13 protein-coding genes and 1 pseudogene are annotated in these 13,770 nt (G+C 64.6%); 7 read left to right on the plus strand and 7 right to left on the minus strand.

Going from position 1 to position 13,770, the window contains the following annotated elements; genetic code table 11:
- Positions 1–234: 234 nt before the first annotated feature.
- Positions 235–885 carry a hypothetical protein gene (locus tag AC24R4_RS10655; protein WP_487523042.1) on the plus strand — a complete coding sequence of 217 codons (651 nt, stop codon included), beginning with the start codon at positions 235–237 and terminating at the stop codon, positions 883–885.
- On the opposite strand, the gene AC24R4_RS10660 is transcribed toward AC24R4_RS10655, so the two are convergent.
- The gene (locus tag AC24R4_RS10660) at positions 828–1,904 is read right to left on the minus strand and encodes a helix-turn-helix transcriptional regulator (RefSeq protein WP_400397452.1); all 1,077 of its coding nucleotides are present in this window, start codon (positions 1,902–1,904) and stop codon (positions 828–830) included. The genes AC24R4_RS10655 and AC24R4_RS10660 overlap by 58 nt on opposite strands.
- A 337-nt stretch (positions 1,905–2,241) precedes the next feature.
- On the opposite strand from AC24R4_RS10660, the gene AC24R4_RS10665 reads away from it, so the two are divergent.
- Complete coding sequence (locus tag AC24R4_RS10665; RefSeq protein ID WP_487523043.1) at positions 2,242–2,568, plus strand: EthD family reductase; 327 nt, start codon at positions 2,242–2,244, stop codon at positions 2,566–2,568.
- Positions 2,569–2,695: 127 nt separating this feature from the next.
- Here AC24R4_RS10665 and AC24R4_RS10670 read toward each other — a convergent pair.
- Together AC24R4_RS10670 and AC24R4_RS10675 are read right to left on the minus strand one after the other, a co-directional pair.
- Positions 2,696–3,010: pseudogene (locus AC24R4_RS10670) on the minus strand (phosphatidylserine decarboxylase); the annotation flags it as partial.
- Between the two features lie 141 nt (positions 3,011–3,151).
- Complete coding sequence (locus AC24R4_RS10675; protein WP_487523044.1) at positions 3,152–4,291, minus strand: citrate synthase; 1,140 nt, start codon at positions 4,289–4,291, stop codon at positions 3,152–3,154.
- 117 nt (positions 4,292–4,408) lie between these two features.
- Between AC24R4_RS10675 and AC24R4_RS10680 the strand changes: the two genes are divergently transcribed.
- The 5 genes from AC24R4_RS10680 to AC24R4_RS10700 all read left to right on the plus strand — a co-directional run bounded on the left by AC24R4_RS10680 (position 4,409) and on the right by AC24R4_RS10700 (position 8,406).
- Complete coding sequence (locus AC24R4_RS10680; protein ID WP_400395428.1) at positions 4,409–5,362, plus strand: 2-hydroxyacid dehydrogenase; 954 nt, start codon at positions 4,409–4,411, stop codon at positions 5,360–5,362.
- Positions 5,363–5,395: 33 nt separating this feature from the next.
- Positions 5,396–6,073: a fumarylacetoacetate hydrolase family protein gene (locus AC24R4_RS10685; RefSeq protein ID WP_400395426.1), complete on the plus strand. Its 678-nt coding sequence runs from the start codon at positions 5,396–5,398 to the stop codon at positions 6,071–6,073.
- A gap of 103 nt (positions 6,074–6,176) precedes the next feature.
- Positions 6,177–6,935, plus strand: a complete 759-nt coding sequence (locus AC24R4_RS10690; RefSeq protein WP_400395423.1) for an SDR family oxidoreductase — start codon at positions 6,177–6,179, stop codon at positions 6,933–6,935.
- A gap of 86 nt (positions 6,936–7,021) precedes the next feature.
- Positions 7,022–8,011: a Bug family tripartite tricarboxylate transporter substrate binding protein gene (locus AC24R4_RS10695; RefSeq protein ID WP_487523045.1), complete on the plus strand. Its 990-nt coding sequence runs from the start codon at positions 7,022–7,024 to the stop codon at positions 8,009–8,011.
- A gap of 302 nt (positions 8,012–8,313) precedes the next feature.
- Entirely contained in the window at positions 8,314–8,406 is a 93-nt protein-coding gene (locus AC24R4_RS10700) for a winged helix-turn-helix transcriptional regulator (RefSeq protein ID WP_487523046.1), read from the plus strand.
- Between the two features lie 1,033 nt (positions 8,407–9,439).
- Here AC24R4_RS10700 and fahA read toward each other — a convergent pair.
- Genes fahA through AC24R4_RS10720 form a run of 4 tightly spaced genes read right to left on the minus strand, consistent with a single transcriptional unit; the run spans position 9,440 to position 13,761 of the window.
- The gene (fahA, locus tag AC24R4_RS10705) at positions 9,440–10,711 is read right to left on the minus strand and encodes a fumarylacetoacetase (RefSeq protein WP_487523047.1); all 1,272 of its coding nucleotides are present in this window, start codon (positions 10,709–10,711) and stop codon (positions 9,440–9,442) included.
- A 13-nt stretch (positions 10,712–10,724) separates the two neighbouring features.
- A complete protein-coding gene (locus AC24R4_RS10710; RefSeq protein WP_487523048.1) occupies positions 10,725–11,804 on the minus strand; it encodes a Rieske 2Fe-2S domain-containing protein in 1,080 nt (359 codons plus the stop codon).
- A 41-nt stretch (positions 11,805–11,845) separates the two neighbouring features.
- Positions 11,846–12,796 carry a PDR/VanB family oxidoreductase gene (locus AC24R4_RS10715; protein ID WP_487523049.1) on the minus strand — a complete coding sequence of 317 codons (951 nt, stop codon included), beginning with the start codon at positions 12,794–12,796 and terminating at the stop codon, positions 11,846–11,848.
- A complete protein-coding gene (locus tag AC24R4_RS10720; RefSeq protein ID WP_487523050.1) occupies positions 12,793–13,761 on the minus strand; it encodes a Bug family tripartite tricarboxylate transporter substrate binding protein in 969 nt (322 codons plus the stop codon). Before AC24R4_RS10720 ends, AC24R4_RS10715 begins: the two co-directional genes overlap by 4 nt.
- Positions 13,762–13,770: the final 9 nt, after the last annotated feature.

The raw sequence follows: 13,770 nt of genomic DNA on the forward strand, positions 1-13,770 counted from the left end.
CACCGTACTGGACACCGCTCGTCCACCTGCGGCTTAAGACTCGGGGGCATCGCAACAGACGAGATCCAACCCATGCCACATCTTTCGCACCGAGACAGCCATGCCAGCGACGCCGGCCGTCTCGGACGTGCGCTCACGTTAGCCGACGTCGAGCCAGTCCACATTGCTGGCCAGGCACCGGTAATCCGGCTGTCGCTCCAGCGCTGGGGTCTCGCAAGCGGGATACTTCGCGCCATGATCAATACGCTCAATGCCACCGACCCGCGTGTCGTCTGGTCCGACCATGAGGATGGCGCGCCCGCCGACCTGGTCGTGCATATAGTCGACGTGGACGGCCTGGCCGGTCCGTCGCTGCAGGCTCCATGGAATCTGATGGGCCCCGTAGATGCCATGCGCGCGGCGCGGGCGCAAGGCATACCCGCCATCGTACTGGCAAAGGGCAAAGCGCGAGATTTGCCGATGGCGCGCACGGGACACTGGATCGTGGCCGGCTCCGGCAATCTCGTGACGGCCGCCCGCATCCTTGCCGGTGCGGCCTTCGTGAATGCGGACGACGTGAATGCAGGTGCCGTGCCTGGGCGGCTTGCCGCGTTCGCGTCGCGTAGCGCGCTGGCGTGTCTGCATCGCGTCGTTGCAGCTTCTCCCGCGATCCTGGCATCTAGTGTGAGGGCGTTGATCGACAGGGTCCGGGTCAACGGATACGCGGCCGTATCAGGTGTCAGCATCGGCGTCGCCCCGGAATTGGACCTGAACCTTCCACCAGGCAGCACGCCATTGCAAATACTGCGTTCCCAGCTTACCGAGACTGAAGCCGACATACTTGTGTCTTACCCGTGGCCAGACTTCTCCATGTCGTCGCAAGCGGACGAGTCCGCTTGGTCGTAGGCTTCGAGCGCACGCCGCAACCGCCCTGCAATAGCGCCGCGGAGATTGGCCGGCGATACCACTTCGACCGCATCCGCCCGTTCCAGAAGCAGATTGCTCAGTGAAACCGAGGGTGTAACGGTAGCTTCGAGCATGAAGCCACCGGCCATATCGGTGATCACCTGGTCCTCGGAAAACTTCAGCTCCCGGAACGGGCTGAGAAATCCACCCTCCTCGCGCACGCGCAGCACCAGCTTCACGGGTGGTTCGGAGAAAAACTCAAAGGTCCGTTCTTCTCTTACATATGCATCGAGCGAGAACGACGCGTCGCGTGCCAGCACGGCATCGCATGGAGCCACGGCGTGAATCCGATCCATTCGCAACAGGTGCCGCTTGGTCCCACCTTCGGCGCGCGGCCGGTCGGCCACCAGGTACAAGACCGGGCCTTTCTCCACGAGTGCCAGCGGCAAAACGGCGAAATGCCGAGGTCCCACGGTCGATGTGCGTCCATTTTGATAGTGAATCTCGACGCAACCATCCCGATAGAGCGCGTCGAGCACGGCATCGAGCACGCCTGCGCGAACCTGCGGCGCGATCAGCGGATAGCGGCCGTCGAGCCGGGTCGTCTTATCTATCCACGCCCGTGCCGCCGTCAGTCGCGTTGCCGTCGCGCTTTCTTCCAGGACGCGCACTGCGCCGTCGAAGTAATCCGTCAGGCCATCGGCGACCGTGGCAGGCATATGCGCATTGGCAAGTTGCCGCAATTTCAACAATGCCACAGCCAGATCCACGGGCGGTCGCAGCGCATCCCTGTTTACAGGGCCAGTCGACATTGCCCGCCACTCCCGATTGGCATCTTCGCCACGACGCTGCGCGAGTTGCTGGGTTTCCAGCTTTAGGAAAGACCGGGTCACCTTTTTTGGGTAGGCGGAAGCATCTCGCGCGGTGACCTCTCGCACCAGATCGCCCGACCGCTGCCATCTTCCGGCATGCGCCCGAAGCACCTTCAACACCAGGTAATCAAAATCGCCCAAAGGCATGGGGAGTAAGGAAATTGCGGGAAAGCCACTCTAGGGGACTGGTTCCTTCGTGTCTATCCCACCGTGGCGGGTCCCTCTACCGCTACCGTCAGATCGAGCTTTTTTCTGTTCGCCCGTCACGCTGCAGAAGCGAGCGGTCAAAGCCGAAGGACGATTGCCGGCCAGTAGCTGCCCTTGAGGTATGCTCTCGCCGATATGGCCCGCTTCTCTTCAACTTACCGGTACACCACAAGAGTACGCACGCGCCCCGAACACGAGCCAGCCATTGAACCGCTCGCCATGCATGAGCGGCGTTCTACCGTCGGAAATCTCAGTCAGTGCAATGTAGGGGAACTCCATGATCAAGGTCACCGTGATGTACCCGTACACCGAAGGCGCGCGCTTCGACCACGCCTACTACCGCGACAGGCACATGCCGATGGTGAAGGCGAGGCTGGGCAACGCCTGCGCCTACTACACCGTCGAAAAGGGCTTGGCCGGAAGAGCGCCAGGTGCACCGCCCGCCTTCGTGGCGATGTGTGCGTTCATTTGTGGTTCGGCCGAAGGCTACCAGGCCGCCATGCAGGAGCATGCCGCCGAGATCCTGGGCGACATCACCAACTACACCGACATCGCGCCGGTGGTCCAGGTCAGCGAGGTCGTCGTCGAACGGTCGGAGCGTTGAACGCAACAGATCGAGTATGACGACACCCGACGCCTGGCATCGGCCAAAAGCTGCCAAAGCGTGTTCCAATTCCAGCGCCCAGTTTGCATCCCAAGACGGTCGTTGACCATCGAGTGGCTTCTCGGGCCTATCGCAACTTAGCAAGAGACGCATTGACGCGAACCACTTTTCCTGAGCCGGTAGCATGGTGCAAATCAAAACCCAATTCGGCTTCCGTCAGCAGGCACCATGTCGAGCCTCCGTACTGGAAGTGGCCAAGTTCCTGTCCCTTCTCCACTCGCTGACCTTCCTCCACCGCGATGACGCATGACGAAACCTCGGCCATGCCGACGAACAGGCACGCCACGTAGCCCAGCACGGCGTCGCCAAGGTCAATAACAATCACCGCCCGCGTTGCTACCGCGGTGGTATAGCCCTGCGAATCATTTAGCCCTTCCGGGTCCCAGTCTGGTCCGTCGAAACGGCTGCGGCTATCAGCGTTCTTCCCTCCCCGGCCATGCAGGGTGTCGAGCACCCTGTGATATCGAGCCTATAAACCGCCCCAAGGAAATTCGAAGAGAGGCGGTTTAAAGCTCGTCCGGCCTCACTTATCAGGCATCGCACCGACATAGCGGCCCCTCGGGCGAATGACCTGCCCAACCCCCAGCTGCTCCAGGCTGTGCGCCAGGAGCCCAATGCTGCGTGCCGTGGCAAACATGGCGAACGCGGCGTCGTCGCGCAGTGTGCAATGGGTCACCAGTGCCGCCAGCGCCACATCGATATTGGGCTGCAATCCCGTGAGCCGCGTCGCCTGTTCGATAAACCGGGCAATACCCGGCGGCGGTGCGAACCGGCTCAGTAGCGCCAAGGCACGCGGGTCGCCGTCGGGATAGAGATGGTGGCCGAAGCCTGGGAGCGGCTGGCCGGTAGACAGGTACTGCGTGATGACTTGGTCTTCGCCCTGCCGCTCGACTTCTCTGAATAGCGCCTTGACGCGCCCCGAGGCGTCGCCGTGCAGCGGCCCCGACAGCGTGGACAGCCCCGAGAGCAGGCAGGCTGGCAGCGACGCGCCGTTCGACGCCGCGATGCGCGCGGCAAATGCCGAACTGGTCAGTTCGTGATCGACCAGTAGCACCATGGCCACGCGTAGCAATTCCGCCACGTTCGGCCCCTGCCCCCAGCCCTGCGCGAAGCGTTCGTGCAGCGGTGCCTGCCCCGGCTGCGCGCCGAATGCGTTGGCCAGCAGTCCCACCAACGCCTGACCTTCCCCATGCAGCACGCGCGTCATGCGGCCATGTGTGGAATGGCCGGTGGCCGCCAGTTCGGCCAATGCCATGAACGCCGCCACACGCCCCGGCTTGTCGATCCGCACGGACGACGACAGATCCACCGCCTGCGCCGAATCCCACAGCAAGCGCGCCGCGTCTTCCAGCGTGGCTGTGTCGGCCAGCTCCACGGCGTCGCGCCCTCGGAAGTAGAGCCGCTCGCGCACGAACGTCGAGATCGACGTGGGGATGCTGGGCTCGGCACCAAACAGCGTGTTGGTGGCCAGCGTCTCGTGCTTGCGGCCGGCCTGCTTGCGCCTGGCCAGCGTCGCCACATCCTCGGCCCGATACAGGCTGCGGCGGGTATCCGCCGGGTCCGACGTCACCTCGATCTTGCCCCGGCTCACGTACGCATAGACCGTCTGCGGCCGCACGCCAAGGCGCGAGCACGCTTCGTCCATCGATATCCAGGCTCCCATTGCACTCCTGCACGCCGCGCGGCATCTTATTTATGTTGATTTTATATATCAATATTGCGTACTGAATCAACATTTAACTACCATGAGTTCCACATTCCAGCCGACAACCGACCGCTCATGAAGCCTCAGATCCTGCAACTGAATCCCATCCTGATTCCCGCCGCCAATGACGAACTGGCTTCGCTGTACCAGGTACACAAGCTGTTCGAGATCGACGACCAGGACGCCTGGGTCGCGCAGCACGGCGCGTCGATCGAGGCTGTCATCACGGGCGGTCACACCGGCATTTCGCGCGCCATGCTGGAACGCCTGCCGGGCCTGAAGGTAGTGGCCGTCAACGGCGTGGGCACCGACGCGGTCGATCTGGCCTATTGCCGTGCGCGCAAGCTGCCCGTCACCGCCACGATCGGCGCCCTGACCGAGGACGTGGCCGACCTGGCGATCGGCCTGCTGATTGCCGCCTGCCGCAACATCGCCGCAGGCGACCGCTTTGTCCGCGATGGCCAATGGGAACGCTTTCCGCAGCCGTCGGCCATCCCGCTGGCACGCCGCTTCAGCGGCATGCGGGTGGGCATCGTCGGCATGGGCCGCGTAGGCCGTGCGGTAGCCACGCGGGCCGCGGCGTTCGGCTGCCCGATCCGCTACACGGACCTGCGCGCCATGGACGATCTGCCGCACGAATTCGTCCCCGACCTGGTCGATCTGGCACGCCACAGCGACGCCCTGGTGCTGTGCGCCGCGGCCGACAGGGCCGAAGGCATCGTCAATGCCGCCGTGCTCGACGCGCTGGGGCCGCGCGGCTTCCTGGTCAACGTGGCCCGGGGGCGTCTGGTCAATGAAGACGACCTGGCGCAGGCGATCGAGTCCGGCCGCATTGCGGGCGCGGGCCTGGATGTCTTCGTGGACGAACCGCGCGTGCCACTGGCGCTGCGCCGGTCCGACCGCACCACGCTGCAGGCCCACCGCGCCAGCGCCACATGGGAAACTCGCGCCGCGATGATCCGCATGGTGCTCGACAGCGTGGCCGACGGCCTGGCGGGCAAGCGCCCCGCCGCGAGCCTGACCACCTGACACGGCCCGACGGATCCCAACTGGAGCGCGAAGATGGAATTCGTCCTGCCCGCACCGGCGCCCTGCGCCCTGGCCGTGGCCAATAGCAATGCGCATTTCCCGGTCGGCCGGGTGTTCTGCATCGGGCGCAACTACCGCTGGACCGCGAACGAGCTGGCCCCGGCCGACATGCCCGCCTGGTTCATGAAGCCGTTCACCGCCGTGGCGCCCGCGACCGGCACGCTGCCCTACCCGCCCGGCACCGACGATTTCTGCCATGAAGTGGAGCTGGTGGTGGCCATCGGCCGCGATGGGCGCGATATCGACCCCGCGCACGCCGAATCGCATATCTGGGGCTATGCCGTCGGCCTCGACATGACGCGCCGCGACCTGCAGCAGCAGGCCAAGCGTGCCGGAGGCCCCTGGGAGCCGGCAAAGGCCTTCGACCATTCGGCACCGTGCAGTCCGATCGTTCCGGCTGCCACGGTCGGTCATCCGCGCGATGCCGAGATCCGGCTGGCGATCAACGGCGCGCAGCGCCAGCGCGCCACGCTGGCCGACCTGATCTGGCCCGTGGCAGACCTGATTGCCATGTTGTCGCGCTCGGTAACGCTGCGCGCCGGCGACCTGATCTTCACTGGCACGCCCGCTGGCGTCGGCCCGCTGCAGCGCGGCGATGTCGTCGACGCCAGCGTGGCGGGCATCGGCCATATCTCGCTGACGGTCACGTAGCGCCTGCGGCGGCTGCGTGCCCTGACACGTAGCGCCGGCGGCGGCTGCCTGCCCGGACGAACAAGAACGGACAAGACCTCGCATAACGCATTTGGAGACCGTAATGCACCCTTCCCGACGAATCGCGCTAGTCACCGGCGCCGGCAGCGGCGTCGGCCGGCTGACCGCGCTGGCCCTGCTGGACGATGGCTGGACTGTCGTGCTGGCCGGCCGCCGTGCCGACCCGCTGCAAACACTGGCGGCCGATGCCGCCGCGCGCGGCCAGACGGCGCTGGCTGTCCCGACCGATGTCACCGACCCCGCCAGCGTGCAGGCGTTGTTCGACACCATCGAGCAGGCGTTCGGCCGCATCGACCTGATATTCAACAACGCCGGCGTCAACGCGCCGGCCGTACCGATGGACGAACTGCCATTGGACAGGTGGTTCAACGTGGTGAACACCAACGTGACCGGCGTGTTCCTGTGCGCGCGGGCCGCCTTCGGCCTGATGCGCCGGCAGTCCCCCCAGGGCGGGCGGATCATCAACAACGGCTCGGTGTCGTCGCAAACGCCGCGCCCGTTCACCGCACCCTACACGGCCAGCAAGCACGCAGTCAGCGGCCTGACCAAGGCGCTGGCGCTCGATGGCCGTGCCTTCAACATCGCGGCGGGCCAGATCGACATCGGCAATGCCCTGACCGAACTGTCCGAACGCATGACGCGGGGCGTGCTGCAGGCCGATGGCACCACCGCACCGGAGCCGATGATGGACGCGCGCCACGTGGCCAATGCCGTGCGGCACATGGCATCGCTGCCGCTGGACGCCAACGTATTGAACATGACGGTCATGGCCAGCGCCATGCCGTTCGTCGGCCGCGGCTGACACCCGACCGCGCCCCCGGGGCCTCGCATCCCCGGTGGCACCACCCAGAGTTGACTCAAGTTGACCAATTTCCCAAAGGAGACCCCATGCGATTCACTACACGAAAGCTCATCGCCCTGGCCGGCACCCTGGCTGGCAGCGCCGCGTTGCTGGCGGCACCAGGGGCCGCCTCGGCTCAGAATTATCCGACCCGTCCGGTCACGATCATCGTCCCGGCGCCGGCCGGCGGCGGCATCGACCTGATTGCGCGCGTGGTTGGCGAAAAGCTGTCGGTCAAGCTCGGCCAGCCGTTTATCGTCGAGAACCGCCCGGGCGCCTCGAACAACCTCGGCACGGCCGTGCTGGCCAACGCCAAGCCCGACGGCTATACGATCGGCATCGTCGGCGGCAGCCATAACATCAACAAATTCCTGTTCAAGAACCTGGGCTGGGACCCCGAAAAGAGCTTCGAGCCCATCGTGTACACGCACGAAATTCCGCTGGTGTTCGCGGCTTATCCCAAGCTGCCCGTGAAGACGGTGCCCGAACTGGTGACGTGGATGAAGGCCAATCCGACCGAAGCCAAGGTGGCCACCTCGGGCCGCGGCAGCGCACAGGAAATGGCCGCCGAGATGTTCCGCATGGTCAGTGGCGCGCCGGTACTGCTGGTGCCGTACAAGGGCTCGTCCGCGGCCCACCCCGACCTGATTGCCGGTCGCACCGTGCTGTACATCGACACCATCAGCGCCATCCAGGAACAGGTGAAGTCCGGAAATGTGCGCGCGCTGGCGGTGTCCACCCGCAAGCGCTCGAAGGCGCTGCCCAACGTGCCCACCGCCGACGAACAGGGCCTGAAGGGGTACGACGCCAGCACCAACGGCGGCTTCCTGGCCCCGGCCGGCACGCTCAAGGACATCGTGGCCAGGCTCAATGCCGAGATCAACGCCGCGCTGAAGCTGCCGGAAGTGCGCGCCAAGCTGGAGACGGCTGGCATCGAAATCCAGGGTGGCACCCCGCAGGAGTACGCCGCCGTGATCAAGGCCGACTTGGCCAAATGGAGCAAGGTGGTCAAGGAGGCGAATATTCAAGCCGAGTAATCACAAGACCTGCCAGTGCGGCACTGGATGGCGACAGTGAACGAAGGTCCCCTTTGCGGGCCTTTTGCAGCGTGGGCAGCGGCGGCCTCCTCCAGTGCACTGGTTTTTCCCGGTCGGCCGTGGACCATGGGCTACAGCGGGGTCGCCCACCCAGCCGCTCATGTTGTTGCGACGGTTCGCCTCACCGGCCAACGCATTGCGCAGTGAGCTTGCACACGGCATCACTGCACGACCTCGGGGCATGTATGGCCGGGCTGCGCCATGCCGAAATCGGCAGGCGCTTGCACGGGGCGACTCAACGCATGCTGACGCGCACTCTGCGGCAGTTGGAGCGTGACGGATTGGTGTTCCGTCCTGATTCGAAGAGGTTTCCCCCGAGAGCCGAGTACGAATAGTCGGACACGGGCACGGAGCTTCTCATTCGGATGGTCCCGCTGTGGACCTGGATCGTTCAAAATGCGGACCGCTTCCGGCAGGCTAGAGAGGTCTTCGACCGACAGCACGCCGACACAAGCGCTTCAGCGCGCTACAGACTTCTGATACGAGTCGCCTACCGCCCTCCGTGGCCACGTCAGCTAGGTCTATCGGACGCTTCTCGGCCACAAGCGGCCGCCAGGAATTGGACTTGGAATGTGTGCAATCTCGCTCGCGCCACGTTTTCGGTGCGTTACAACCATCAAGCGACGTCCTCTACGAACGCTACTCGGGTGAAGCCCCGAGCGAGTCGGACCCTGAACATGGCTAGAATGGCGTCTTCAACCAACGCCTGCTCATGGCGCCCAACGTAATAGAACTCGACGAGTCTATTCACCAGATGATCAAGGCGCATTGTTCCGAGGGGTGATGCTCTGGCGGACATAGCTCAATATGAAGCTGCTGTCGCAGCCTATAACAAAGCGTGGGCGCTGGTTCCAGATCCGAAGACCGATTGGAACGCGTCCACCGGGATTCTCACCGCCATCGGCGATGCTTGCTTCTTGGAAGGCTATTCGACTTCCAGCAAGGAAGCCCTTTCCTTTGCGCTCGCCTGCCCCGGCGAATTGGGCAATCCAATTCACGTGCGCCTCGGGCAACTGGCCTACGACGCTGGCAATCTTGATGCGGCAGCGAACGAACTCATGCGCGCGTATATGGGAGCTGGTAATGAGATCTTCGAAAACGAGGACGGGAAGTACCTTACGTTCTTAGGCGCGCGCGAAGCTGTAAGGGCTCGTCGGAAGCTGCCTATCCCGCGCGCGCCAGTGGAAAATCGCGAAGGGCCGGCTTCCGCCCACGGCAGCGATCGGCCAGAAGGCGTCATTCCAATTGAACCGAACGACTGTCCGAGACTTCTTCAATCTCGGACGGTCACGTGTGAAAGCTTGGCAAGATTGAAGCCCAATGACCTACGCTGCGGCCGCACCGGTTGCGCGCCACGCCAGGGCGCAACTACTCCGCGAAGTCCTTCCCCTGCCTCACCTCCCCGCTCACTTCACCGAATCCCACACGGTAGCCATTGCCCTGACACCATCCACGGATCGATACCTCATCGCCATCGAGCAGGAAGTGCCGTGTGCTGCCGTCCGGCAGGATCAGCGCCTCCCTGCCGTTCTTCGTGATTTCGAGCAGGCAGCCAAGCGAGTCGGGCGTCGCGCCGCTGAGCGTCCCCGAGCCCATGAGGTCGCCAACACGCACATTGCATCCCGATACGGTGTGGTGGGCGAGCTGCTGCGCCACAGTCCAATACATCGTGCGGAAATTGGTGTGGGTAACCGGAACACGGGCCTTCCCCCCTGCCGGTCTGATCGACGCCTCCAGTGCGATCGCGTAGGCGCCCTCCCCGTCCTGACGGAGATAGTCCAGCGGCGCAGGCTGCTGCACCGGATGGGCGCATCGGAAGGCCTCCAGTGCATCCATGGTCACGATCCATGGCGAGATCGACGTACAGAACGACTTGCTGTTGAAAGGCCCGAGCGGCGCCGATTCCCACTGCTGGAAGTCGCGCGCGCTCCAGTCATTGAGCAAGACCATACCGAACAAGTGGTCAGCCGCCTGTGCGATCGGGATTGGCTCGCTCATCGCACTCGGCTTGCCGATAACGAAGGCCATTTCGAGTTCAAAGTCGAGCTTGCCGGACGGTCCGAAGACTGGCCGCGGCTCACCCGGCTGGCGCCGCTGCCCGCTGGGACGGCGCACCGGCGTGCCGCTGACCACGATCGTACTGGCGCGGCCGTTGTAGCCGATGGGCAGTTCCAGCCAGTTGGGCGGCAGGGCATTCTCCGGCTCGCGGAACAGCCTGCCACAGTTCTCAGCATGGTGGCGCGAAGAATAGAAGTCAGTGTATCCGGTCACCTCCAGCGGGAGGTGCAGCCGGGCTTGCGTCATGGGCACCAACGCGCGTTCGCGCAGCGCGCCGGCGGCGTACGCATCGGCATCCAACGCAAGCCATTCGGTCAGGCGTTGGCGCACGTCGCGCCAGGCGGATTGGCCCAGCGAGATGAATTGATTCAGTGTGCTCGCCGCGAATACCTCTCGCATCGCCTCTGGCAGCAAGCCGGCCGCTGTTAGCTCTTGGAGATCGACGATCTGGTCACCGATCGCGACACCGGCACGGGTGCTCCGTTCGGCCGTGGAGAATACGCCATAGGGAAGGTTCTGCAGAGGAAAGTCGGTCAAGCCGGTATTGGCAGATTCGATCCAGCTCAGTCGAAGTGTGGTCAAGGTGGGGCTCCTGTCAGGCTTGCGCTTGGAGATTCTGAGAGAGCGCACTGCTCTGCATGGGCGGCGCGGCCTCGCGCGCCAGCATGTCGACAACGATCCGCCGGGCAAGCACGAGGCCCGCATCGGAGGCGATCATCACCAGCGGGCCGTCCGGATTAGCGTCCATCGACATCTGCTGGGCCTCGACCACCACCTTGTCCTCACCAAACGTGATCGGAAGGCTGCGCATCAGCGACGCCCGGGTCTCCTCGTGCCTGTCCGGCCCGCAAGTACGCGCCCCGGACCAGAAGTAGTGAGTGGTCGTAGCGGTTTCCGGCGTCTGCAGGTTCAAGCCCATGAATGCGATACCGCCGCTGCGATTGCCTTCACGCGCGCCGGTTCCTGTGTCCACGGCACCGGTATGGATGCGGACCACAGACGGCGGGATGAATTCGATCTCCATCCAGCGGTCAACCTTTGGCGTGCCGAAGGTATGGGCAGCGAGATATGAGGGCGGCGGCACCGATTCCATCATCCAGCGCGTAACGCGCACGCCGTTGTCCAGTCGCGTTGTCTTCGTCTCGGCGTCGGAATGGGCCTCTGGCGTGCCGCCTATGGTGCGGGTATGGACGTAGCCGACATGCGTCAGGTCCATCAGGTTGTCGGTGATCAGTTGATAGTTGGCGTTGACGAGGTAGCGGTCCTTGACCCAGCTCCAGGCCGGATCGCCATGAATCGCGTGGCGCGGCGCTGCAGCCGGATCGGCCTGGGCCGGATCGCCAAGCCAGATCCAGACGACCTGGTCCTGTTCGACGACGCAGTAGCTGGCAACCCGCGCCGCCGAGGGAATGCGGGTCTGGCCGGGGACCTTCACGCAGCTACCATGGCGGTCGAAGGTCAACCCGTGGTAGCCGCACTGTACCTGGTCGTCTACAACGCAGCCGTGCGACAGCGGCAGTGCCCGGTGGCAACACCGGTCTTCCAGCGCGGCGACCGTGCCGTCACGCATCCGGTAGAACACCACCGGCCGGTCGAGCAGCCTGCGTGGCAGCATCTCGCCGACCTTAATCTCATCGGCCCATGCGCCCATGTACCAGGCATTCATCACGAACATAACTGTCTCCTAATTCAAACATGAGGCAACCTTGACAGGTTTCATAGGTCGAGGACGAGGAGCGGCGAATGCGAGCGCGAGCAGCACGGCAGGAAGCAGTCATTGCCGGCACGCTCGTCGTCGCCGAGGAAGGCGTCGCGGTGATCTGGGGTGCCGGACAGCACCCCTGTCCGGCAGGTGCCACAGACGCCCTGCTCGCAGGAATGCGGCACATCAATCCCGGCGGCGGTAAGCGCATCCAAAGCTGACTGGTCGGATTCGACGCGGATTCGTACGCCGGACCGGCGCAGTTCAACGTCGAACGCAGCGTCGCTTGTGCGCACATTCGGCGCCGTGCCGAAATACTCGCGATGCAGGCGCGACTCCGGCCACCCGTTCCGGTGCGCCGCGGCAAAGGCGGCGTCGATCAGTCCCGTCGGGCCGCAAACGTACAGGTGCGTTCCCGTCTCGGGCGATGACAACAACGCGTCCAGCGACAGGCTCTGTGCGGGTGCACCGTCATCGGCGTGAATCGATACCGATCCGGCCAGATCGGCGTGCATCAACCGATCACGGAACGCTGCGGCAGCTTCTGTTCGCACGCAGTAATGCAGCGCGAACGACGCGCCCGTCCGCGTCAGATGCTCCGCCATCCCAAGCAACGGCGTGATGCCAATGCCCCCCGCCAGCAGCAGGCTTGACGTGGCAGTTGCGTCCAACGGGAAATGGTTGCGCGGCACCGAGACCTCCAGGTCGTCGCCGACTTGCGCCTGCGCGTGGAGGGAGCGTGACCCACCGCGGGAATCCGGGGCGTCGAGCACACCGATCACGTACCGGTGGCGCTCGTCCGACCGATTGCAGAGCGAGTATTGACGGGTCAGACCGGCCGGCGTCAGGACATCCAAGTGGGCGCCGGCGGAAAACGGCGGCAGGATTGTCCCGGATGGGTCGACCAGTTCGAACGCGCGGATCGAGGGGGTCTCCTGCCGGATACAGGCAATCCTGAGCTTCATGGCTGCTTCCGGATCTTCATGCCTGCGAGCACGTTGGACCAGCGTGTGCGTTCGGCATGGATGAATTGGCCGACTTCGGCGACCGACATCGGACTGGGCTGCACACCAACACTGGCCATCTGCTCGATCACCGTCTTGTCGGCCACCACCGTATTGAGGTCGCGGTTGATGCGCTCCACGATGTCCGAGGGCGTCCCTTTGCGCGCCAGCAGTACGAACCAGCCGTTCACATCCTGTCCCGGCAGCGTCTCTGCCAGCGCCTGCACGCCGGGGGCCAGCGGCGTGCGAGTCTTTGACGTGACCGCCAGCGCCTTGATACGTCCGCCCTTCAGCATCCCTTCCACACCGGGGATGCCGTCGAACAACAGTTGGACGTCGCCGTTCATCACCGCCGTCAGCGCCGTGCCACTACTGCTGAAGGAGACGATATTCAAGTCCAGGCCGGTACTGCGGCGGAAGGACTCGGCGGCCAGATGGGGCAGCGAGTACTGCCCGTTCACGCCGACATTGACTGCGCCGCCCGCTTGTTTCGCCTGCGCGATGAACGACGGCAGGGAGTCGGCGCCCTGCCGCTTGTCGGCAACAATTACCAGTGGACCCATGGCGACCATCGCCACCGGCGCGAAGTCGGTGTCCATATCGTACCGGGCGCTGGCATTTACCTGCGGCGTCACGGCGATGGCCGCCGCATTCGTCAGGATGAAGGTGTAGCCATCCGCCGGCGCTTGCTTGAGCGCGTTCATGCCGATGATGCCGCCTGCTCCAGGTTTGTTGTCGACGATGACCTGGCCGCCCCAGCGCGAGCCGAGACGCTGGGCGATCAGCCGGGCCATCACGTCTGGGGGACTTCCGGCCGCGCTGGGCACTACCATGCGGACCGGATGGCCGGGCCAGCCCGCGGCCCCGGCGGATAGCGATACCGCCGCCAGTACCAAGGCCGTCAGGGATCGAATACGTCTGATCATGTTGTCTCC

The sequence above is a fragment of the Cupriavidus sp. CER-90 genome, from assembly GCF_057652055.1.